The organism is Herbidospora sp. RD11066 (assembly GCF_054661255.1).
Genome location: NZ_BAAGDO010000001.1, coordinates 408183 through 429851 on the forward strand (window position 1 = coordinate 408183; position 21669 = coordinate 429851).

Annotated in this window: 16 protein-coding genes; 3 read left to right on the forward strand and 13 right to left on the reverse strand. The window is 70.6% G+C overall.

Translation table 11 applies throughout. The features are described from left to right. Window positions 1-17 precede the first annotated feature (17 nt). Window positions 18-1229 carry an MDR family MFS transporter gene (locus ACYQ78_RS01855; protein ID WP_459798873.1) on the reverse strand — a complete coding sequence of 404 codons (1212 nt, stop codon included), beginning with the start codon at window positions 1227-1229 and terminating at the stop codon, window positions 18-20. 79 nt (window positions 1230-1308) lie between these two features. On the opposite strand from ACYQ78_RS01855, the gene ACYQ78_RS01860 reads away from it, so the two are divergent. Beyond that, a complete protein-coding gene (locus ACYQ78_RS01860) occupies window positions 1309-2274 on the forward strand; it encodes an ArsR/SmtB family transcription factor (RefSeq protein WP_459798874.1) in 966 nt (321 codons plus the stop codon). Window positions 2275-2492: 218 nt separating this feature from the next. On the opposite strand, the gene ACYQ78_RS01865 is transcribed toward ACYQ78_RS01860, so the two are convergent. The 3 genes from ACYQ78_RS01865 to ACYQ78_RS01875 all read right to left on the reverse strand — a co-directional run bounded on the left by ACYQ78_RS01865 (window position 2493) and on the right by ACYQ78_RS01875 (window position 6114). Beyond that, on the reverse strand, window positions 2493-4337 hold the full coding sequence (locus ACYQ78_RS01865) for a sensor histidine kinase (RefSeq protein WP_459798875.1): 1845 nt from the start codon (window positions 4335-4337) through the stop codon (window positions 2493-2495). Between the two features lie 66 nt (window positions 4338-4403). Further along, the gene (locus ACYQ78_RS01870) at window positions 4404-5165 is read right to left on the reverse strand and encodes an expansin EXLX1 family cellulose-binding protein (RefSeq protein WP_459798876.1); all 762 of its coding nucleotides are present in this window, start codon (window positions 5163-5165) and stop codon (window positions 4404-4406) included. 43 nt (window positions 5166-5208) lie between these two features. Next, the gene (locus ACYQ78_RS01875; RefSeq protein WP_459798877.1) at window positions 5209-6114 is read right to left on the reverse strand and encodes a terpene synthase family protein; all 906 of its coding nucleotides are present in this window, start codon (window positions 6112-6114) and stop codon (window positions 5209-5211) included. A gap of 142 nt (window positions 6115-6256) precedes the next feature. Between ACYQ78_RS01875 and ACYQ78_RS01880 the strand changes: the two genes are divergently transcribed. Continuing rightward, the gene (locus ACYQ78_RS01880) at window positions 6257-7618 is read left to right on the forward strand and encodes a glutamine synthetase family protein (protein WP_459798878.1); all 1362 of its coding nucleotides are present in this window, start codon (window positions 6257-6259) and stop codon (window positions 7616-7618) included. Window positions 7619-7922: 304 nt separating this feature from the next. On the opposite strand, the gene ACYQ78_RS01885 is transcribed toward ACYQ78_RS01880, so the two are convergent. From ACYQ78_RS01885 to ACYQ78_RS01925, 9 genes are all read right to left on the reverse strand, one after another. Next, window positions 7923-9197, reverse strand: coding sequence for a hypothetical protein (locus ACYQ78_RS01885; RefSeq protein ID WP_459798879.1), 1275 nt, complete (start codon window positions 9195-9197; stop codon window positions 7923-7925). Window positions 9198-9658: 461 nt separating this feature from the next. Continuing rightward, on the reverse strand, window positions 9659-10540 hold the full coding sequence (locus ACYQ78_RS01890; protein WP_459798880.1) for an ADP-ribosylglycohydrolase family protein: 882 nt from the start codon (window positions 10538-10540) through the stop codon (window positions 9659-9661). 19 nt (window positions 10541-10559) lie between these two features. Continuing rightward, a complete protein-coding gene (locus ACYQ78_RS01895; protein WP_459798881.1) occupies window positions 10560-12179 on the reverse strand; it encodes a TRAFAC clade GTPase domain-containing protein in 1620 nt (539 codons plus the stop codon). Beyond that, complete coding sequence (locus ACYQ78_RS01900) at window positions 12180-14342, reverse strand: GAP1-N2 domain-containing protein (RefSeq protein ID WP_459798882.1); 2163 nt, start codon at window positions 14340-14342, stop codon at window positions 12180-12182. A gap of 7 nt (window positions 14343-14349) precedes the next feature. Continuing rightward, the gene (locus tag ACYQ78_RS01905; protein WP_459798883.1) at window positions 14350-15447 is read right to left on the reverse strand and encodes a TRAFAC clade GTPase domain-containing protein; all 1098 of its coding nucleotides are present in this window, start codon (window positions 15445-15447) and stop codon (window positions 14350-14352) included. Then, on the reverse strand, window positions 15444-17903 hold the full coding sequence (locus tag ACYQ78_RS01910) for a hypothetical protein (RefSeq protein WP_459798884.1): 2460 nt from the start codon (window positions 17901-17903) through the stop codon (window positions 15444-15446). The genes ACYQ78_RS01905 and ACYQ78_RS01910 overlap by 4 nt, the downstream gene beginning before the upstream one ends. A 7-nt stretch (window positions 17904-17910) precedes the next feature. Further along, on the reverse strand, window positions 17911-19494 hold the full coding sequence (locus tag ACYQ78_RS01915; RefSeq protein WP_459798885.1) for an Hsp70 family protein: 1584 nt from the start codon (window positions 19492-19494) through the stop codon (window positions 17911-17913). Then, window positions 19494-19970: a nucleotide exchange factor GrpE gene (gene grpE / locus ACYQ78_RS01920; protein WP_459798886.1), complete on the reverse strand. Its 477-nt coding sequence runs from the start codon at window positions 19968-19970 to the stop codon at window positions 19494-19496. Before grpE ends, ACYQ78_RS01915 begins: the two co-directional genes overlap by 1 nt. Window positions 19971-20052: 82 nt before the next feature. Next, window positions 20053-20916, reverse strand: coding sequence for an alpha/beta hydrolase (locus ACYQ78_RS01925; RefSeq protein ID WP_459798887.1), 864 nt, complete (start codon window positions 20914-20916; stop codon window positions 20053-20055). Window positions 20917-20971: 55 nt separating this feature from the next. On the opposite strand from ACYQ78_RS01925, the gene ACYQ78_RS01930 reads away from it, so the two are divergent. Next, window positions 20972-21667, forward strand: a complete 696-nt coding sequence (locus ACYQ78_RS01930) for a type 1 glutamine amidotransferase (protein WP_459798888.1) — start codon at window positions 20972-20974, stop codon at window positions 21665-21667. The last annotated feature ends 2 nt before the right edge of the window (window positions 21668-21669 follow it).

Below are 21669 nucleotides of genomic sequence, written 5' to 3' on the forward strand. Positions count from 1 at the left end.
TTGAGGAAATATGACTATTAGGTGTTGGTCCGGTGCCGGATCGCCGGGGCAAGGATGATCTGTCCGACGGCGGCGATCAGGCCCAGCGCACCGGTGGTCAGCCAGAGCGCCTCGTGCCCGAGGTCCAGCAGCCGGGTGCCGAGGAACGGGGTCACCGCCGCGCCGACCGACCACGACAGACCGTAGAGGCCGTTGTAGCGGCCCCGCAGGTGCGGCGGCGCCAGCGCCGAGGTGATCGCCAGCGGCATCCCGGCGGTGAGGATCTCACCGCAGGTCCAGACGGCGATGGCCAGGGCGTAGTGGAGGGTCGTGGTGGCGAAGGCCTGCAACCCGAACCCCACGCCCACCACGGCGAACCCGGCCGCCAGCACCAGGCTCGGGCTGAAGCGGACCAGCCAGGCCGTGGTGATCGGCTGCACCACGATGATCAGCAGGCCGTTGACGGCGATGGCCGCGCCGAACGCCTCCGGCGGCAGCCCCCGCTGGGTCATCGCGATCGCCAGGGTCTGGAACGCCTGGAGGTAGGTGCACGTGTACGCCAGGTTCATCAGCACGAACGCGACCATGGTCCGGTCACGCAGCACGTCGCGGTAGCCGCCCGGCGGGCGCTCCGAGGCGGGCGGCCGGGTCTCCGGGATCAGCCGCCAGACGAGATAGCCGAAGGTCAGGCAGCCGATCGCGTCCACCCAGAACAGCAGCAGGAAACCGCCCGCCGCGAGCTGTCCTCCGGCCACCATGGCCACCGAGAACCCGAGGTTGATGGCCCAGAAGAGCAGCCCGAACGCCCGCGGCCGGTCCTTGGGCGACACCACGTCGGCCAGCAGCGCCTGCGAGGCGGGCCGGTAGAGATCCATGACCAGCCCCAGCACGAACATGCCCGCCGCGATGGCGGTCAGGTCGCGGGCGTACCCGAGGAAGATCATGGTCGCGGCGGTGCACACCATCCCGCCCGTGAGCGTCGCCCGGCGCCCGATCCGGTCGGCCAGGAACCCGGCGACCGGCTGCGACAGCAGCGACCCGCATCCCCACAGCGTGAGGATCATCCCGGTCACGGCGACCGAGACGCCCCGCGACTGGGTGAGGTAGATCCCCATGAACGGCTGGGCCATGTTGCCGAGCTTGTTGACGGCGGTGCCGGCCCACAGCACCCAGAACTCCCGGGGGAGCCCGCCGACGCGGGAGTGGAGGAAGCCACGGACGGGGGAGCGTTCGGCGGGGGGCGCGGTCATGGGACAAGCGTCCAGATCCGGTACGCGCTGACGCGAACGTTTTAGCCCGTGCTAAAACATGGCCTGGGGGAGGTGGCGTATGGCCGTCGAGTGGTCGTTCACGCCGGGGGACGTGGCGCGGCTGCGGTTCGCGTTCTCGCCCATGTGGGAGGTGGTCGCCAGCCTGCGCGCCCTCCAGGGGGCCGCGCTGCACACCCCGCAGGTGTCGTGGCTGCGGGCGGTGCGCGACCGGATGACCGCGCTGGGGCTGGGCGAGCTGACCGGGCTGGTGCCCGCCGCCGGATACGTGCCCGACTTCCTCACGCCGACGCCGGACACCCACCAGCCCGACTTCGCCGCCGAACTCGCGCTGGTCAGGGCCGCCGCGCCCGAGGTCGCGCGGGCCGAGGTGATCAGGTCGGCTCCCCGGCTCACCGGGGTGGCCGCGCGGTTCGCGGAGGATCCGGCGGGGGCGCTGGCGTGGACGGGGGAGGCGCTGGAGGCGTACTGGAACCTGATCTTCGCGGAGCTCTGGCCGAAGGTGCGCGGGGTGCTGGAGGCCGACGTGCTCTACCGGTCGCGGCGGCTGACCGAGGGCGGCGTGCGCGACCTGTTCGCGGCGCTGCACCCGTCGGTGACGTGGCACGGCGACCGGCTGCGGGCCGACAAGGGGTGCATCCACTGGGGTGAGCTGGGCGGGAAGGGGCTGGTCCTGCTGCCCAGCGTGTTCCAGCCGCTGGACCGGGTGTCGATCATGCATGAGCCGTACCAGCCGATGCTGATCTATCCGGCGCGCGGGATGGGGAACCTGTGGGCGCGGAGCCCGGAGGAGGTGCCCGGGGCGTTGTCGGCGCTGATCGGGCGGACCCGGGCGCGCATCCTGACGGCGCTGGAGAGCCCGGCGTCGACGTCGGGGCTGGCCAGGGTGATGGAACTGACGCCGGGGGCGGTCTCGCAGCATCTCACTGTGCTGTCGGACGGCGGGCTGGTGTCCCGGCAGCGGCTCGGACGTGAGGTCCTGTACCGGCGGACCGCGATCGGGGACGCGCTGGTGGGCGGGTCGTAGGAATTCGGTCACGCCTTGGCCGGTGGCCATCTCGGGGACCGGCGGGCGGGCGGGTCGGAATTCGGTGAGGCCCTGGCGGGTGGCCACGGCTCTCCGTCGTTGCGGGGCTCGCTATGCGCGGCCGGTTGGCGCCGGATGCGGCGAGGGGTGAGGCGGTGGGCGGTGCCGGGGTGGGCGGAGCCGTAACGGAGAAAACGGCTTTTCGGCTTTTAAAGGCTTTAGAGCGGGAAACGGGCGGTGATCGTGGTGCCCTGGATGTCGCAGGTGCCGCCCAGTTCGGCGGCGCGTTCGCGCAGGGACGACTCGCCCAGCCCCGGGCGGGCGTCGCGGATGTCGAGGACCAGGTCGGTGCCCCGTGTGATGGTGATCGTCGCGGTAGGGCGGCAGGACTCCTGGGCGATGCGGTAGGCGGTGACCTCGACCGCCGCCGGTAGGCCGGTCAGATCGCCGTCGACGACCAGAGCGGCCGGGCCCAGGTCCTTGAGCGCCCCGGCCAGGCCGAGGTCGTCGAGGGCGGGTGGGCGCAGGCCGTGGACGAGCTGTCTGATGTCGCCCGAGACGGTGTCCATGCCGCAGCGGAGGTCCGCGAGGAGGGTGTCGGTGGCCTCAGGGCTCCCCGCCAGGCGGGCGGACGTGATGCGCATCGCCATCGCGGTGAGGGTCTGGCCGAGGCCGTCGTGCAGGTCGCGGCGCAGGCGCCTGCGCTCCTCCTCGCGGGCGGTCAGGATGCGCTCCCGCGACTTGCGCAGCGCGGTGGTGAGGCGCAGGGTGTGGGCGGCGTCGGCGATGTACGGGGTCAGCGCCGCGATCACCCGCTCGTCGTGGGCGGCGGGGAAGCGGCGGCGGCCGGGTGGGCCGAGGAGCAGGGTGCCGACGGGTTCGCCGTGCCAGACCAGGTCGACGCGCCGGGCCACCACGGGCAGTTCGCCCCATTCGGTGCGGGTGCCGTCGAGGTCGAGGGCGGCGCCGGTCACCGCGAGGCCCTCTCGGATCGTCTCCAACGTGGCGAGCAGGCCGTGGACGGGATCGGCCTGCTGGAGCCTGCCGCGAAGATCGTCGGCGAGGGTGACCGGGTCGCCGCCGGTGCCGTAGAGGGCACGGTCGGCCAGGCGGTGCAGGGCGCGCTTCATCGGATGGAAGAACACCCCGGCGCCGAGCGCGGCGACCAGCCCGAAGTAGCGGTCGACCTCAGCCAGGAACAGGCTGGAAGCGGTCCCGGCCAGGACGTACACCGAGGCGAACACGGTGACCAGCCCGGCGCCCACCAGCGCGCGGGTGATCAGGGTGTCGATGCCGAACAGCCGGTAGCGCAGCACGGCCAGCGTGATCGCGGCAGGGATCAGCGGGATCGTGATCGCGGTGATCCACCACAGCGAGTCACCGACGATCCACGGCACGCTCAGGCACGCGATGGCCAGCAGCGGCCAGAGGATCTGCCGCCGCTCGTCGTCCTCCGCCCGCCGGAACCGGATCACCAGCGACGAGAACGCGATCACCAGGGACACCGTGACGAGGTGCCGCAGGAGGACCTCGGCCGTCAGCGCGTAGGGAAAGAAGGCCGGGATCGCGAACCCGGTCTTCCCGATGGCCCGCGTGCCCGGCCCGATGACGTCGACGATCCATTCGACGCCCAGCACCACGGCGGCGAAGCCGCCCGCCCAGCACCACTTCCGCGACAGCAGCGCCCCGGTCGGGTAGAGCATCGGCAGCAGCACGCCCAGGGCATAGGTGGTCAGGTTCCATACGCCATGGGACAAGAACCTGAGCAGGTCGCGGTCGAGCAGGAACGCCAGGTCCATCGACGCGATGGTGGCCGCCGCGCCGAGCCCGCCCAGCGCCAGCAGCCACCCGATCACCAGCTTCGGCCGCCGCAGCACCAGCAGCGCGCCGAACGCCGAGAACGTGACGCCCATGACGGCCTCCGGCGTGACCGGGAACGTCCCCGTGATCACGAGGTCGGCGGCGACCAGGAGGATCGCCGCCGCCGCGATGCCCGCCGCCAGGATCCGCGCGGCCCGGTCGGGCACCCGCATCCATCGCGGCCGGGTCTCCGCCTCGGGCATCGGCTCCGCCTTCGTCTCTGGTCGTGGACGTCTGGCTCTCTGAGACGGGGCCCAGCGGGGGAAAGTTCAGCAGATCTCCGGCATTTCGGGTGACGGTTTGTCAGAAGGAGTGGTGATGGTCCGCACGCGCGGGGGAGGCGTGCCGTAAAGGCGCTCCCGGGACCGCTGGGTCGCGCCCGGCCGCAGCTCGACGCCGGTGACGGTCGCCTGGCCGCCGTACACATCGGAGACCCTGATCGTGTACGGACCCGGCCCCGGCTCCGGCGGGAACACCCAGTAGTTGTCGGCGCCCCGCCGCAGATCACGCCAGTGCGCCCCGCTCCTGACCCGCACCTGCGCCAGCCGGTTGCCGTGGTCGAGCACCTGCACCGCGCCCCAATGGGCGGTCGAGCCGGTTTTCACCCGGAACGCCAGCCGCCGCGCCGGTTCGGGATCGCGGACCTGCCGGTAGACGATCGCGGCGCTGCCGTCGCGCTTATCCGCGATGCTGACGAACGCCTCCGCCGACAGGTCGAGGTCACCGGGCCCGCAGGCGGGGCACCGGTCGACGACCAGCACCCGGACCGTCCCGGTCGGCCCCGTCACGTCGAGATAGCCGCCGCACGCGGCCGACCCGCCGTATTCGGCCGTCGACACCGAGGCGAACAGCATGGGGTGGCGGGGCAGCGAGCAGTTCCCGGGAGCCTTCGCCTCGTAGAAGTAGGCCCGCCCCCTGGGACCCGGGGAGGCGCAGATCGGATCGGTCAGCCGGACGAACACCGCCGCCGCGACCAGAGCCGCGACGACGAACCCCACCCCGCGGCGCCGCCGGCGCCTCGCGTGTCTCATGCCGGATACATAGAGACACGCGGTGATTACGTTACGTAGATCTTCACTGGTAGCGCGGCGACTCGAGCAGCCATTCGAGGTAGGCCCTCGGCACCCCGAACAGGCTCGCGGCCACCTTCTCGACCTCGTCGGGTACCCCGAGTTCGGCGTACGCCTCGGGCAGCGCCTTGGCCGCGTCGGTCAGGTCTTCGGCCCGCTCCACGATCCGGTCGGCCACCCACTCGGCCGGGGCGGGCACCCCGATCCGCGACGCAGCCACCCGCAGGTAGTTGTGCGGGTCGCCGCGCTCCTTGCCGAGCGAGGCGATGTCGTTGCACCAGGCGGCCACGTCGACCATGGCGTCGAGGAGGGTCCGCCAGGGCGGGGTGGCGTGCAGGCGTCCGGGCACCTCGATCCGCAGGCAGCCCTCGATGATCTCGGCGCCCGCCCCGGCGAAGACGTCGCGCCGCAGCGCCGGATATTCCCCGGCCGACGGCACCCGGCCGATCGACCGGTTCACCGCCTGCATCCGGCACGCCTGGGCCTGCGCCTCCATCCGGGCGGTGAACCGCTGCTCCCACGCCGGCGACATGTCCGGCGCCGTCACCCGCCACAAATCGGCGAAGGCCGCCACGAGCGGCTCGTCGGTCCGGTGCCCGGCGTGGGCGGCGTCCCGCAGCCGTCCCTGCATCAGGTCGAGGACGGTGGTGTCCCTGCTGCCGCTACCCTCGTCACACCAGTCGTCGTAGGCGAGCTGCCAGGTCACCCAGCGGGCGAGCAGCTCGTTGCCCGGCAGCACCCGGGCGGCCAGGCGTTCGGGACGGGCGGCGATCGAGAGGCCGTACAGACCGGCCCAGGCCCCCAGCGCGCGCGTGTCGCACTCGACCGGCTCACCGGCGGTCGGCGGCAGTGCGTAGACGAGCGGGGCCAGAACGGCGGCAGCCGAAGGTATGCGCAGCTCAGGGGTCATGAGATGACACGCTAGGTGAGCATTCACCGGCTGTCCCGCAGGCGCGACGGGGAGTCCTCACGGCAGGTGCGTAACGTATGTGAAACACACAAGGGGCACACTGGTAGATGCCCAGACCTGGAACTTTCGTGAGGTAGTCGCCTTGGACCGCCAGCAGGAATTCGTTCTCCGCACACTTGAAGAGCGCGACATCCGGTTCATCCGGCTCTGGTTCACCGACGTCCTCGGCTTCCTGAAATCCGTCGCCATCGCGCCCGCCGAGCTCGAGGGCGCCTTCGCCGAGGGAATCGGCTTCGACGGCTCCGCCATCGAAGGCTTCTCCCGCGTGTACGAATCGGACATGCTCGCCAAGCCCGATCCGTCGACCTTCCAGATCCTGCCGTGGCGCAGCGAGACCCCCGGGGCCGCCAGGATGTTCTGCGACATCCTCATGCCCGACGGCTCGCCCTCGCACGCCGACCCTCGCTGGGTCCTGAAGCGCACCCTGGCGCGCGCCGCCGACATGGGCTTCACGTTCTACACCCACCCCGAGGTCGAGTTCTTCCTCCTGCGCAACCGCCCCGAGCGCGGCGTCCGCCCGGAGCCCATCGACGACGGCGGCTACTTCGACCACACCCCGCACAGCGCCGGTCACGACTTCCGCCGCAACGCGATCATGATGCTCGAGGCGATGGGCATCTCGGTCGAGTTCAGCCACCACGAGGGCGCCCCCGGCCAGCAGGAGATAGACCTCCGCTACGCCGACGCCCTGTCGACGGCCGACAACATCATGACCTTCCGCCTCGTGATGAAGGAGGTGGCGCTGGAGCAGGGCGTCTGGGCCTCCTTCATGCCGAAGCCCTTCACCGAATATCCGGGGTCGGGCATGCACACCCACATGTCCCTGTTCGAGGGCGACCGCAACGCCTTCTACGAGCCCGGATCGGACTACCAGCTCTCGAAGGTGGGCCGCTCGTTCATCGGCGGCCTCCTCAAGCACGCCGCCGAGATCACGGCGGTGTGTAACCAGTGGGTGAACTCTTACAAACGGCTCTGGGGCGACACCGAGGCGATCGCCGGAGCGGGTGGCGAGGCTCCTTCGTACATCTGCTGGGGCCACAACAACCGGTCGGCGCTGGTCCGCGTGCCGATGTACAAGCCGCACAAGGGCGGCTCGACCCGGATCGAGTTCCGCTCGCTCGACTCGGCTTGCAACCCCTACCTGGCCTACGCGATGATCCTCGCGGCTGGCCTGAAGGGGATCGAAGAGGGCTACGACATCCCGGCCGGGGCCGAAGACGACGTGTGGGCTCTGACATCCGGGGAGCGGCGGGCGCTGGGCATCCACCCGCTGCCGCAGTCACTCGACGAGGCGATCACGGCGATGGAGCACAGCGAACTGGCGGCGGAGACGCTCGGGGAGCACGTGTTCGACTACTTCTTGCGGAACAAGCGGTCGGAGTGGCGCGAATACCGCCGCCAGGTGACCGAGTTCGAACTGGGCCGTTACCTGCCGGTGCTGTAAAGGCAGGTCAGAACAGCTTTACAGTGCAAAGGGTAGGGCCGGACGGCAATCAGCTGACCGGCCCTTTGCCTTCTCGAGGCGTTAGGCGGCTTTGGCCGTCGGGGCCAGGAATCGGTGGCTTCACAGACCTTGTCCCATGGCTCATTGGGTTTGCCTTCGATAGGTAGCACGAGATGCCTGTGGACCTTGAGTGTGACGTCTGGGTTGCTCGGGCCGAGATGTGGATATGCCTCTTTGAGGCTCTTTGCTGGCGTCCCCCATCTATCATCCGGATGGGCAAGGATGCTGGGGCAGAATGCCCTCGCTAAGGTTTGTCCGATCTGAGAACATTCGTCGCAACCCAGCGCAGCGGTTCAAGCACATTGATTGGATTGACGCTACTTCGGATCCTCGTTGTGTTGTCTGCCACCGGTAGAATGTTCTGATAATCGTCCTCGGAAAAGCCGTCCTCCCCAACATGGAAGCCAATCGACGAAATGGCATAGAAGCGTGTTCTGTCGGTGTGGAAATAGCGGCGTATTCTTTCCTTGAGGGTCGACATTTCTGGCGACCGCTTACACAGGTCTTCGAACATCTCTGCAGCCTGGCTTTCGGTCGGAACCGGGGTTCGACCGTCCTCTGGTATGTCGACTAATGAATTATCCAGGGCTGGACCGAAGACCAGCGGGTCGTCCAACTTGACGATACATACGGCAAGGTGATGATGTAGTCGAATGTCGTGCAGGTGGCCGGCCTGGTATGCCGCTCTTTCGAGTTCCATCACCCACCCCAAGAAGTGGCCGGCGGTGCACCCTGGTCGTTCGAATTCCGCTATCGGATCGATGAATAAGATTATCCCGTCACATTCGGCAAGTCGAGTCAAGACCTCGCTTTGAGGTGCCTCGTCAAACGAATTTCTGGGCTCGTCATATTGCCCTCCGGGAACATCGGTAACATCTATGCCGACCACCAGGCGAAATTTTTTTCGGCGAAACCATGAAGAAGCTTTCCTGCGCCGCCTTACCAGGATGCCTAAATCCCATCCATATTCCTCCATGGATGTCGAGGCCTGGGGAAAGCGGCGATTCAGTATATCCATTGCTAATTTGATGGATAATCTCGTTGATGAATTCGTTCGACCTATGAATGACCATTGCTCTCCGGATCTGCCAATGGCAAGGTCCAGGACTGCCAGATAACAAGTCTTACCACTGCCTGGCGGTCCCACGAGCATGATCTTCTGGGAGGGTGCGCGATATGTGGGCACCGCAGACCTGATATTTGCTTCTCGCCTCAGCGTGGGGATCGACTCGGGGTCGGGAAACTCTTCGTCGACATTCTTCCTGGGGCTGTCGTTTTTATCGAGAAGGGCGATAATCAGGCCGACGAGACCCAATAGCATGCTTATAACGCTGGCCCGCTTATCCAGGATTTCCCACACGTCATCGGGAATTCCCAGTGGATCTGCCAGAAGGCCGAGAACGCCGAAAATGATGAATATCAAGCCTGCGGCCACACCGAATCTTGCGACGATCGTTCGTTTGGGTGCAGTCTTGTTGTCATCCGAACCCGAATCGTCCTGCCGGGCTGAGTCCTCCATGGGGGGCAATTATCCGCCTCCCATCTGGATTCCGCCAGATCGCTTTATAAATGATGCACAGGGGAGACCTTTGCCTGGATCCGGTGTAGCTCTTGGCCGCCTGTCGAGGCACAATGCGGGGGTATATGTAACAGGTGGTCAGGCAAAGATCGATACCTGCTCAAGGTGCTCTCGCTGTTCCGGGAGGAGGGCTATGCGCCCACCGTTCCATGCGGCTACCTCGATTGGCTGAGAAGGGATAGATCTGGGCTCGACCTGTTCGCAGACACGCCTTTTGCGTGCAGAATTCCTCGTCGGTTGGTTGTGGTTTGTGTCGCTTTGGGCAGTGTGTAACGTCCGGCGATCGCCGGGGTGTGTCTCCACTTCCTGAGGAGCCAACGGCCGGAGTGGCGCGAATGCCATTGCGGCGTGATTGAGTTCAAAACCGGGGCCGCTACCTGCCGGTCCTGTGAGGCTGGATCTTACTTCGTAAAGGGCGCGCGGACCCCAGCCCATTCGGGCAGGGGTTCGCGGCGCTCGACCCATACGGCGGGCAGGACCACGTCGGGCGAGGCCGCGATGATCCCGCCGACGATGGAGCAGGTCGTGTCGACATCTCCGCCCGCCGACGCCGTGGTCCACATCGCCTCCGCGAAATCTCGCCGGTTGCGGGCGGCGACCCACAGCGTGAACGGGACCGTGTCGTGGGCGGCGACCTGACGGCCGTTGCCCAGCATCCGGGCCACAAGCAGGGGATCGCCGATCGTGAGGAGCTGGCGGGCCTCCTCGATGCCCTTCCGGACCAGGCCCGGCGGCACGTGCTCCATGATCTGGTCGAGGAACCGCGCCGGAGGCAGTGACGGGTCAAGACCCGCAGCCACGGCGACGGCTACAGCCCCCGCGATCGCTTCGGGATGGGTGTGGGTGATCTCGGCCGACAGTGCGGCCTCCCGCGCCGCCCGGGAAGGGTCGCCCGCGAACCAGGCGCCCAACGGCGCCACCCGCATCGCGGCGCCGTTGCCCCATGAACCCCTGCCGTCGAACAGGCCGCCGGCGAGTTCGCGCCAGTCGCCGCCCTCGCGGACCAGCCGGAGCAGGCGGTTCGTGGCGGGGCCGTAGCCGCGGTCGAAGTCGTGGCGAGCGGCGAAGGCGGCGGCCAGGTGGTCGGGGTCGATGGTGCCCTGCTCGGTCAGCATGTCGTGGACCGAGCAGGCCATCTCGGTGTCGTCGGTCCACTGCCAGGGTGCCGGGGGCAGGGACCGGGCGGTCAGGTGGGGGCGGTTGGCGGGGACGAAGAACTGGGATCCGAAGGCGTCACCGAGGGCGAGGCCCAAGAGGGAGGCGCGGGCGCGGGAGGGGGACATCGCCTCCATTCTGGTGGGGTCATCTATGCACGTACCAGAGGATCAGCGCGGTGACCGAGCCTGCGCTCAGCAGGGCGCTGACCGCGAAGAGCAACCGGCGGGCGACGGTGTAGCTGAGGGGCGGACGTCCCTCGGGGCGGGATCCCGGCCGCCAGGGTTCCCGCGAAGGGCGCTCGGCGCGGGTGTCGCCGCTCAGGCCGGTCAGCCAGGTCAGCAACCCCGCAATCTCCCCGGGCTTCGGCGGCAGGCCGGAGGTCGCGTACCGGACCTCGGACCCCCGGTTCGACAGGTCGCGGACCAGGTTGCCCATGCCCATCGTGGTCAGCCACGTCCGCGGGTCGTCGTCGGCGCCCTGGCCCGTGGTCGTCCGGGTCAGCAGGTCGCCCTTGGTCACCACCACCGCGATCCGCCGCTGGAGACCCCCGTCGGTCCGGGTGGAGAGCTCGTTGCGCACCCGGTGAACGGTGTCGGCGGGGTCCTCCCGTGAAGGCACCACGCCCCCAGCCGCCAGCAGCTCACGATCGGCGGGAACGAGACTGTCCTGCACGGCGGGAAGCGCGAACGGGTCGATGAGCAGCACCATCGCCTCGCCGTGGGCCAGGTAGCCCATGGCCTCCACCTGGCTGGCCCCGGTGTAGTGCTCCCCTGAAGGGTCGAACAGGTAGAGGATCCGCGCCGACACGTCGAGCATGACGGCCTTCGGGAGCTGGGGCCCGGTCTTGGTCATCGTCCCGGCCGCCAGCTGGCTCCGCAGCCGCAGGAACGTCTGCTCGTCGCCCTGGTCAACGAACCGAGCCCCGGCCGTCTCCTGCAGGGCGTCGACCGCCACCGCCAGGAACGTCGTCTTCCCGGCATCCGGCCCGCCCACGAGCGGAACCGGCTCGACCCGCACCTTGCCGATCTTCCCGGGTAGGGTCCGCCCGCAGCGGGGGCACAGCGCCCGCAAATGGTGGCGGCCCAGCAGGATCGTGGTCGGCAACCGGGTCCCGCACCGGCACACGTGCCGGAACGCCCCGTTGCGGTCGGGGCGCAGCGCCCGGTGCTCGGCACCGCACGACGGGCACGCGTAGATCGGCCGGTCGATCCGTGCGTAACACCCCGGATAGGGGCAGGCCTGGAGGATCCGCCGCAGCAGCATCACCGCCTGCTCGACGCCCCGCAGCACCCCGACGAAGGCCAGCCACGCCAGCAGCCCGGCCACCACCGTCACCAGGTACGCGGCCGTGACCAGCACCGCCACCACGGCCAGCGGCACCAACGCCGCGATCAGCCCGCCGACCACCGCGAGCCACAGCGGGAAGAGCACATAGCGCCGCTCGTCTTTCAGGAGCAGTTTGGTCAGCCAGCGGATGATCCGGCGCACCCGGTCGTCGATCACCGGGACGGACAGCGCCAGCACCGACCACCAGTCACGCCAGACCTGCGCCACCAGGTAGTGCCGGTAGGCGGGCTCGGCCCCCTCAGGCGGCGCCCGGACAGCCCGGTCGGGCAGCAGCACCGTCCCCGCCGTCGCGAAGTACGCCCCCAGACAACCCAGAACGGCCACGACCACGGTCACCGCGAACACCACGGGGACGACGAAGACGAACACCGCCCACATGGCCAGGAGCCAGAACCCTACGAGGATGAGCCACCACATCTACCGATCTCCGCGCCCGAACAGCCGTCTCCGCTGGCCGGCCAGTTCCCGCAGCCCGGCGGCCAGTTCGGCGTCCTGTTTGAAGCGGGCCTCGATCGAGCCGAAGCGGCCCCAGTTGTTGACCTCCGAGCGGGCCCAGGCGTCCAGGCGGGGTTCGATCACCCCGGCGACGCGCATTCTGATCGCGATCTCCAGCAGCGCCATCTGCTGGTCGCGGTTGCGGCGCGGCTTGAGCCATTCGGGGATGAGCCAGCGTCTCGTCGCGTCGGTGACGGCTTTCGCCACCGTCGACCGGAAGCGGGGGTCGCGGGTGGCCAGGACCTTCGCCGCGGTCGCGCGGGTCAGGACCGCCAGGTCGGCGTTGCCCTCTCTGGTCAGTTCGGTCAGGCGGTCGATCGCGGTGGCGGCCTCGACGGGGGTGGGGGCCGAGGGGAGGCGGGCGGCGATCAGGGTGGCCTCGGCGTCGTCGGCGGGGAAGCCGGGCAGGCCGTCGCGGACGCGTTCGGCCAGGTCGAGCGCGGCGCCGTCGGCCAGGCCCGCCTTCACGAAGGCCCGGCCGGGGAGTTCGCCCAGGGTCGCGCTGGCGTCGATGCGGGGGCCGAGCAGGTCGACCAGCCGGGAGATCTCGCCCGGCGTCGGCTGGCCGGTCCACATCGCGGGCAGGACGTCCTCGCGGAAGCCCTCGAACGCCTGGTCCATCAGTTCGACCGTCACGTCGACGCGGTCGCGGCCGCCGTGGGCGGTCTGCCAGCCCAGCACCTTGGCGCCCGTGCGGGGGGCGCGGCGCCAGTCACGGGGGGTCCCGGCCAGCAGGCCGCACAGCGTGGGGCCGATCTCGCCGGGGGCCGCCTCCAGCCCGGCCACGTAACCGGCGATCATCGGCTCGCGCCAGGCCGCCGGGACCCGGGAGAGCTCGGCCGCCGCCTCCTCCTGGTTGCCGGGGAGGGCGCGGGCCGCCGCCGACTCCACCTCGGCCGGGTCGACCGGCAGGCCGCAGGCGTCGGCCACGCGGGTGATCCCGGCCACCTGGGCGGGGGTGACGGCGGACCGCAACGCCACCGTCGCCTCCGCTCCGAGCGCGGACGCGTAGCCGGGGGGCGGGAGCCGTACCGGCAAGGGCAGTTCCCCGGAGAGCAGGGCCAGCGACACGCACCTGGCCGCGGCCTCGGGGGAGTGGACGGCCACCACCGCCGCCAGCTCGTGGGTCAGCAGCCCCGCCTGGGCGCCCAGCCGCCGCCACGCCCAGTCGGGCAGGCCGTCGGCCGCCAGCCGGGCGATCGCGAGCTGCTCCTCGGGGGAGACCGTGTGGTCGCCCCGGCAGAGCGCCAGCAGCGCCGCCGCCGTCTCGGGGTCGTCGCCCAGCTCGCCGAGGGCGTCGAGCCCGTCGAGGTCGCCGCGCCGCCAGAACCCGGCCACGGTCCCGGCGAACCGGCCGGTCCGCACGGGCGCCGGAGGTTCGTCGAGGCGGATCACGGTCGCGTCGATGTCCGGCGGGATCCACACGTCGGGGGTGGTCCCGGCGATGACCTGCCCCGAGGAGGCCGGGTCGGCGGTGTAGGTGACGAAGGAGACCCGGATCGCCGACGCCCACGGCAGCGAGAACGAGATCACCCCGATCCACCGCACGATCTCCGCCACGTCGGCGCTGATCAGCACCAGCCGCCCGTGTCCCCGGGTGAGGAACAGCCGCACCGACTCCAGCAGCCCGCCGAGCCGCACATACGCGTCGGGACCCAGCTCGGCCAGCCACGCCACCAGCGCCTCGGGGTCGAGGAAGGGCCCGGGGGAGGGCTCCAGCGCGGCCAGATCGCCGACGGCGGGTTGGTCGGCCCACCATGGCGCGCCCCAGAACTCGATCGGCCGCAGCCCGACCAGGTCGCCCTCGCCCAGCATCACCGCGTGGGCGAGGAAGTTGCCGTACCGTCCCGAATAGTCCTGGCCCAGGTAGACGCACCGGGTCACGACCTCGCGGCCGTAGGCCAGGGAGACCGGCATCGCCGGGACGTCCTCGAAGGGGGCGTCCGGGGGCGGCTGGTAGCTGAGGAAGGGCAGGCTCCGCTCGCGGAGCACCGGGGGAAGGCCGGGGGTCTCGGCGGTCACCTGGAACCCGGCCCGGCCCGTGGGGCCCGATTCGGCCGACGTGTACTGGAGCTGCCAGGCCATGACCTACCTACCTCCGTACGCCGTCGAGCATCTTGAACCGGTGCAGAAGCCACAGAAGTGGATCTTCCACCCGGTAGGGGCGGATCCCGCCCGGACCGACCACGGCGTCACCCGGCACCTCGCCGAGCGACGACAGCGCGAAGAACGCGAAGTCGGCGTAGTTCTGCCGCAGGTAGCGGTCGAGGCCGCCCGCGTCCCAGCTCTCCAGCAGGGCCCTGACCTGCTCGTGCACGCCCTCGTGGTCGTCGAGGTCGAAGGCGCCCGACGGGGTGCGCGACCGGTGCAGCGCCGAGGCGCTCTCCCGCTTCTGGGCGTCGATCTTGCTCAGCGCGACCGCCACGGGGATCGTCAAAGACCCCGGTCCGGTACGGAGCAACTCCGTCACCCGGGCGATCACGTTCACCGGGTCGCTGTCGGGGTCGTCCACCGGCGGCTCCCGGAGCGACTCCGGGTCGACCAGGAACACCACGGCGTCGGCCGCCCGCAGGTAGCGCAGGTGGCGTTCGGTCACCTCGCGGCTGCGCAGGTCCTCGCCCGCCGTGTCGAACAGCACCAGCGTCAGCGCCGCCTTCCTGCTGCGCAACCGGCCCTTCACGGTCCGGCTGAGCAGGTAGACGAGCGGGTCGCGCAGCGTGTCGGTCACGGCCGACTGGGTGGCGCGCAGCAGCCGGTGCTCGCTGTAGAGCGGACGGGAGAAGTCGCGGCGGTAGCGCTCGATCGTGCGGTCATCGCACGGCACCAGCGACGCGTCGAGTTCGGCGCCGACCCGGTTCATCAGCTCGTGCAGCAGCACCGCGATGTACGTGCTCTTGCCCGACCCCTTCGCCCCCACCAGCGCGACGATCCGGCCCGGGTTGGCGCAGTATTCGGCCGCCAGCCCGCTGTGACATTCCGGGCAGACCCGCCGCCCGGTGTCGCGCCCGCACGACGGGCAGTCGGCCCGCCGCTTCGGCCGCCGCACCTGGAACACCGGCGGCAGCGACGGGGGAGTGCCGCCCCGCAGCGCGCCCAGCGGCTCGTCGGCCACCGGGTCGCAGCCGCCGACGCACCGGAACGCGATCCGGTCTTCGGCGACCTGGGCGAAGCAGTAGGGGCAGGTGATCATGAGCCCACCTTGAGCCGCCGCACCGGCGGCCCGATCAGCTCGACGCCGTCCCCGGCGAAGCACTTCAGCCAGTACGGCCTGGCCTGTCTGGGCACCTTCACCTCGAAGCGGCCGGGTGTCAGAACGTCGGTCCACTCGCCGAGCACCGTCCCCTGGTCCTCCGACAGCGGCTCCACCCGCCCCGGCCGCAGCACCAGCACCAGCCGGGCCAGCGCGACCGGCCGCTCGGCGAACACCTCGACGACCAGGCGGCGGCGCCAGAACGGCCCGCTCCGGGTCAGGTCGTAGCGGACCGGCGTCACCGCCTCCAGGGAACGCACCAACGAGGGGCCGCGCAGGCGCACGCCGTCGACCAGCGCCGTCGGCACCACCTCGACCGTGACCGGGGCGTCCTCGGCCACGTCCACCCTGATCCCGCCCTGCGCCCGGTAGGAGGCGGCGCTGACCAGCCGCGCCGTGCCGTTCACGATCACCTCGACCTCGGGCACGTCGGACGGCCAGTCGAGCCCCACGTGCACGGTCGGCCCGAGCCGCTCGGTGGTCAGCGACCGGGGCGGGGTCAGGTTGACGTGCTCGCGGGTGCCGCCGATCGTGGCCAGGTCGCCCGCCACGGTGACCGCCAGCAGGACCCCCGACGCCGCCTTGACGAGATGCCCGTCGGGCGCCGGCAGCACCGCCAGCGCGCGGCCGGTCGCGCGGACCTCGGAGAGCGCGATCGTGGTGCCGAAGGGCCACGGGGGAGCGGTCTCCAGCAGCCGGAACTCCACGTGACCGGCCGGAGGCGGCTCGCAGCGCAGCAGGATCCGGCCGTCGGGCGCGGGTTCGACGGTGAAGTCGCGCACCGGCACCGGCCGGGCGTGCGGGGTCGCGCGGGCGCGCACCCCGGTGGTCGTCACGCCGCCCGCGTAGACGGCCTTGACCAGGTAGACGTATCCGGCGCCGTTGCGCACCCGCCGGTCGACGAAACCCGAGCCGTCGATCTCGATGGGGGTGCCGTCGCGGGTCACCACGACCCCGGCGGCGTGCACGGGCCGGGTCCAGCTGCCGGTGACCAGGCCGTCGCCCGCCCTGATCTTCACGTCGCCGACCTCGGGCCGGACCGTCACCGGCGGCGCCACGGCCTCCCGCGCGGCGGCGGCGCCCCTGCGGGCCACCACGCCGTAGACGACCGGTTCGTCGATCGGGGGCGCGGGGTCGGTGACGCGGAACGGCTCGCCGTCGTCGAGGGGAGAGCCGTTCCGCAGGATCTCGTACGAGATCTCGCCCGCCTTCGAGCCCGACGGGCGCCACGTGACCGTCACCGACGCGTCGTCGGCCGTGGCCTTCACGTCCTCGGCGGGCAGCGGGGCCAGCCGCCGCTGGAGGTCGGCCGCGCCGGGCAGGTCGGGCACCCGGCGCAGCGCGTCGGCCAGGGCCAGCCACGCCTCGTCGGGGTCGGCGGCGGCCATCGCCTTCTCGCGCAGCGCCTCGGCGGCGGCCAGCCGGGCCCTGATCTCGGTGGCCAGTTCGGCGGCGGGCCCGTCGAGGTCGTCGAGGGAGGCGGCCAGGTCGGCGGCGGCGTGGATCTCCCCGGCGTCGGCCAGCTCCCGCAGCCGCGCCGCCGGGCCGCCCGCGACCCCGGTCTCCTGCCGCACCGCGAACACCAGCCGCCGCGCCTCGCCGGGGTCGAGCCCCAGGTCGTCGACGGCGTAGCGGAGGAGGGTGTCGTCGTAGGGGTGCTCCCGGACGCGCTCCCGCACCCGGGCCACCAGGTCATAGCGGATCAGCGCCATCGGATGGGACTTCAACGCGGTCAGCAGGGTGTCGGCCGCCGTCGTCCACGGCCCCCGGGTCTTCCGCCGCCACTCGGCCTCGATCCGCTCAAGCGGCGGCCTGATGGGCCGTAACACCTGGTACGGGCCGTCGGGGCCGAGGACGAAAGCGGCGAGATGCCGCACCCGTAGCGTCTCCAGAGCCTCCCGCACCCGGTCGTAGGCGGCGTAGGGCGGGACCGCCGGCAGCGCTTCGGGCTCCTGCACCGAGACGCCCAGCTCACGGGCGAGCGGCCCCAGATCGACCCCGGTCGAGCGGGCGATCCCGTCGACCACGTCGGGGGTGACCATCCGCAGCCGTCCGGCCGCGTCGTCGAGCCGCCGCCGGGCCTCGTCGAGGCGTTCCCGGTCGCGCTCACCGGCCTGGGCCAGCGCCCGCCGCAGTGGCCCGAGGTCGCCGCCGGCCGCCGCCTCGAAGACGGGGGCGAAGCGGGAGTGGTCGGCCTCCAGCCGGTCGACGAGACGCCGGAACTTCAGCTGGCTGCGCTGCCGCCGCCAGCACTGCCGCACCGCTTTGACCGTCTCGCCGACTTCGGCCAGGTCGCGGCCCAGGGCGTACCGGACCAGGAGATCTTCGGGTGGGGCACCCGCCGCGCGCGCCGGGTCGAGCACCTCCCGCACGTAGCGGGCCTCGTCGAAGGGCATCGCGCGGTCAGCTGACCGTCAGGTGCGACAGGCTCGCGCGCGACTCGGCGACGTCCTCCTCCGTCATCCCGCCGATCTGCACGTTCAGGCTGAGCTCCTGGCCGGTCTCGTGCTCCCGGGCGGTGACGTGCAGCAGCCCCGAGGTGTCGAGGGTGAACGTCACCTCGATCGGGAACCCGGCCGGTTTGCCCGGGGGGATCGCCAGGTCGCCCTCGGCGATCCGGTTGTTGTCCTCGACCACCTCCGACGCCTCCGCGCCCGCCTGCTCCATCACCTCGATGGCCACGCGCGTCTGGAAGTCGTCGAGCGTCGCGAAGCCCTCGGTCACGTCGGCGGGCAGTGGGTCGTTGGCCTGCACCAGATGGGCGACGTACTCGCGCCGGGTGTTGACCGAGACGGCCTTGATGCCGAAGGCCCGCGACGCGACGGTCTTGATCGTCCGCCCGGCGATGCGCTGCTGCTCGCCCGAGCTCAGGCCCGCGCGGGCGGCCATCTCCTCGGCCTGTTCGCGGGCTCCGCCCGCCAGCAGTCTCCGGTACGTCTCCTCGAAGGCGTAGAGGGCCGCGCCCTTGGCCACCGCGAGATCGGGATCCTGCAGCCGGGGCTGCACGCCCAGCTCCTTGGCCAGCGACTCGGCCACGGCGGGCATCTTCGACGAGCCGCCCACCAGCACGAGGTGGTCGAACGACTCGACCCCCTTCGACCGGGCGGTCTGGAGGGTCCGGCGGGTGATCTCGATCGTCCGGTCGAGCAGGTCGCGGGTGAGCCGCTCGAAGTCCTCCCGCGACACCTCGGCCTTGGCCACCCGGCCGTCGTGCATGACCCGCACGGTGTGCTTGGTCCGCGAGGTCAGCGACTTCTTGAGCTCCTCGGCGTCGCGGCGTAACTGCTGCTCGGTCTGCTTGTCGTCGAGCGGGTCGGTGACGTCGGGGTGCTCCAGCCGGAACCGCTCGGCCAGCAGTTCGACCAGGCGGTCGTCCCAGTCGGCGCCGCCGAGCTCGTGGTCGCCGTCGGTGCAGACGACCTCGATGTCGCCCCGGCTCAGCGTGATCACCGTGGTGTCGAAGGTGCCGCCGCCCAGGTCGTACACGAGGATCCGGCAGTTCTCGCCCGGGTTCAGCACGCCGTAGGTGATCGCGGCGGCGATCGGCTCGGAGATGATGTCGATCACGTTCAGCCCGGCGATCCGCCCCGCCTTGCGGGTCGCGTCGCGCTCGGCCGCGCCGAAGTAGGCCGGGACGGTGATGACGACGTCCTCGACCCGGGAGCCGGTGGCCATCTCGGCGTCGGCGGCGAGTTTCCGCAGCACGAAGGCCGAGATCTCCTCGGGTGTGTACGGCCGCCCGTGCATGGTCCGGGTGACGTCGAGCCCCATGTCGCGCTTGATCCGGCTGACCACCAGATCGGGTTCGAGGACCGCGCTGTCCTTGGCGGTCTGGCCGACCACGACGTTCTCCGGCGTCTCGAAGAACACCACCGATGGGGTCGTGTCGGCGTCTTCGGCGTTGCGATGGACCGTCGGCCGGCTCACCTCGTCGACGCTCGCGATGCAGGAGTAGGTGGTGCCCAGGTCGATGCCGTGCACGGCCATCAGCTGATCTCCTCTTTTCCTATGACGACCCCCGCCTTGCGAAGCACCCGGTCCCCGCACCGGAACCCGTCGCTGACCACGCCGACCACGGTGCCCCCCGGGCCTTCGGCGGTGCCCGCGGGCCGGTGGAGGTTCGGGTCGTAGGGATCCCCGGCGGCCACCTCGATCCGGTCGGCGCCGGTCCGCGCGAGGACCTCGGCGACCTCCTCGGCGATCGCCTCCAGGAGCGCGCGCGAGTGGCCCGGCTCCTGGCGCCCCGCCTCGCGGGTGACCGTGTCGTGGAGCCGGTAGAGGCCGTTGCGCACGGGGGTGAGGGCCTCTTGCAGCAGACCGTGGCGCAGTTGCTGGTTCTCGGCGTGCAGCCGGTCGATGATCTGCTCGCGGTGGGCCGCGCGTTCGTGCTCCCGTCCGACCTCTTCCGTGAGCCGCGCCAGGGAGCTCGCGAGGTCGGAGGTCAGATCGTGCTCAGGAAGCATGCGAATCCCGTTCGAGTGATTGGGAGAAGCCTGGCGCCGTCCACAGTTTCAGGAAATTTCTTGTTGCGCGCAATAGATATGGCTATTGCCGTATATCAGTGAGGTGTTCGACCAGAATCCGTACACAGCGCGGGTCGAACGCGATGGTGTAGTGGTTGCAGTCGGGGACGAGTTCGTCACGCAGTTCCGGCAGCTCGTTCACCCACTCGGCGGCCAGCGCGTCGGGGAGCAGGCCGACCTCCTGGTTCAGCAGGCCCCTGGGCGCTCTGACCAGCGACAACGGGTGCCTGACGGCGTGCAGGGCGGCGCCGATCGCGGCCGGTTCCGACAGCAGCCAGCGGCCGTCCTCGCGCACCGCGGGCTCGGCCGCGCGCGACCGGATGCCGCCTTCGACGGGGAGGGCGTCGTAGCGTACATAGCGCTCGATCGCGGGGGACCAGTCCTGCAGGGCAGGGTGTTGTTTAAAAAAGGCGACATAAGAATCTTCATTGGGAAATATCTGGCTAAGTCGGGTGAGGGCCGGGCCGAGGGTCGCCTCCAGGGCCTGGTCGACGTCCACGCCCGGCGGGAGCGGCAGCGGCAGGCCGCCGTCGACCAGGACCGTCCTCGCGTATGCGCGTTCGACCGAGTGCAGGACGGCCACGTAGGCGCCCATGGAGTGGCCGGTCAGCACGGTCGTCCCGTCGGCGCCCAGGTGCCGGGCGACGTGCTCGACGTCCTCGGCGTGGCGCTGGAGCCCGAAGGGCCCGGGGACGTCGCGGCTGTGGCCCCGGCCGCGCAGGTCCATCGCGGCGAGCGTCCACCCGTCGGGGAGGGCCTCGCCGACGGCCGCCCAGGCCATCAGGGACGCGGTGATGCCGTGCACGGCGATGATCAGACGGGGACCGGTGCCGAAGCGGGCCAGCCGGAGCTCGCCGCCGGGCACGGGGACGTTCTCTACGTACATCCCGCCATCCTGTCCCACGAGGGCTCATGTTTATGCTCGTGGGGTGAGTGCGCGTGTGACCGTCGTCGAGCACGAGGCCGAAGCTCCTCTGGGCTACTTCGGCGAGTGGCTGGGTGACGTTGAAGTGTGTCGGCCCTACTTGGGCGAAGCCGTACCGGAGGATCCCGGAGACGGCCTGCTGGTCCTCGGCGGCGCGGCGTCGGCGTGGGACGACGAGAACCACCCCTGGCTGCCCGCGACCCGCGCGCTCCTGCGCACGGCCGTCGAACGCGAGGTGCCCACGCTCGGCATCTGCCTCGGCGCCCAGCTCATGACGCTCGCCCTGGGCGGCGAAGTTGTCCGCGGTGTGAACGGGCTCGAAGTCGGATTGGGTGAGATCACGCCTTTGGTGAACGACGATCCGCTGCTGGGGCATCTGACCGGAAATGCCCTCGCGATCCAATATCACCAGGACGCCATGACCGTTCTTCCCGATGGAGCGGTCCTCATCGCAACAGGATCGCGGTATCCACACCAGGCGTTCCGGATCGGGCGCAACGCCTGGGGGGTGCAATTTCACCCGGAGGCCACTCCCGCCATTTTCGCGGAATGGGCCACCGAACTGACAACACACCCGGCAGCAGAGTTGAATGAGCAGGTCAGTGCCGCCGAAGCCGGTCTGGTGGCCTCGTGGAGGCCGCTGGCCGAGGCGTTCGGGGCGATCGTCGCGGAAAGCGCGCGTAGTGGTTCGATTACGGTCCGAAACCACTAACG

Bases quoted from the DNA above. Each gene is read 5' to 3' on its own strand.
- ACYQ78_RS01855 (WP_459798873.1), bottom strand. From the start codon at position 1,229: ATGACCGCGCCCCCCGCCGAACGCTCCCCCGTCCGTGGCTTCCTCCAC.
- ACYQ78_RS01860 (WP_459798874.1), top strand. From the start codon at position 1,309: ATGGCCGTCGAGTGGTCGTTCACGCCGGGGGACGTGGCGCGGCTGCGG.
- ACYQ78_RS01865 (WP_459798875.1), bottom strand. From the start codon at position 4,337: ATGCCCGAGGCGGAGACCCGGCCGCGATGGATGCGGGTGCCCGACCGG.
- ACYQ78_RS01870 (WP_459798876.1), bottom strand. From the start codon at position 5,165: ATGAGACACGCGAGGCGCCGGCGGCGCCGCGGGGTGGGGTTCGTCGTC.
- ACYQ78_RS01875 (WP_459798877.1), bottom strand. From the start codon at position 6,114: ATGACCCCTGAGCTGCGCATACCTTCGGCTGCCGCCGTTCTGGCCCCG.
- ACYQ78_RS01885 (WP_459798879.1), bottom strand. From the start codon at position 9,197: ATGGAGGACTCAGCCCGGCAGGACGATTCGGGTTCGGATGACAACAAG.
- ACYQ78_RS01890 (WP_459798880.1), bottom strand. From the start codon at position 10,540: ATGTCCCCCTCCCGCGCCCGCGCCTCCCTCTTGGGCCTCGCCCTCGGT.
- ACYQ78_RS01895 (WP_459798881.1), bottom strand. From the start codon at position 12,179: ATGTGGTGGCTCATCCTCGTAGGGTTCTGGCTCCTGGCCATGTGGGCG.
- ACYQ78_RS01900 (WP_459798882.1), bottom strand. From the start codon at position 14,342: ATGGCCTGGCAGCTCCAGTACACGTCGGCCGAATCGGGCCCCACGGGC.
- ACYQ78_RS01905 (WP_459798883.1), bottom strand. From the start codon at position 15,447: ATGATCACCTGCCCCTACTGCTTCGCCCAGGTCGCCGAAGACCGGATC.
- ACYQ78_RS01910 (WP_459798884.1), bottom strand. From the start codon at position 17,903: ATGCCCTTCGACGAGGCCCGCTACGTGCGGGAGGTGCTCGACCCGGCG.
- ACYQ78_RS01915 (WP_459798885.1), bottom strand. From the start codon at position 19,494: ATGGCCGTGCACGGCATCGACCTGGGCACCACCTACTCCTGCATCGCG.
- grpE (WP_459798886.1), bottom strand. From the start codon at position 19,970: ATGCTTCCTGAGCACGATCTGACCTCCGACCTCGCGAGCTCCCTGGCG.
- ACYQ78_RS01925 (WP_459798887.1), bottom strand. From the start codon at position 20,916: ATGTACGTAGAGAACGTCCCCGTGCCCGGCGGCGAGCTCCGGCTGGCC.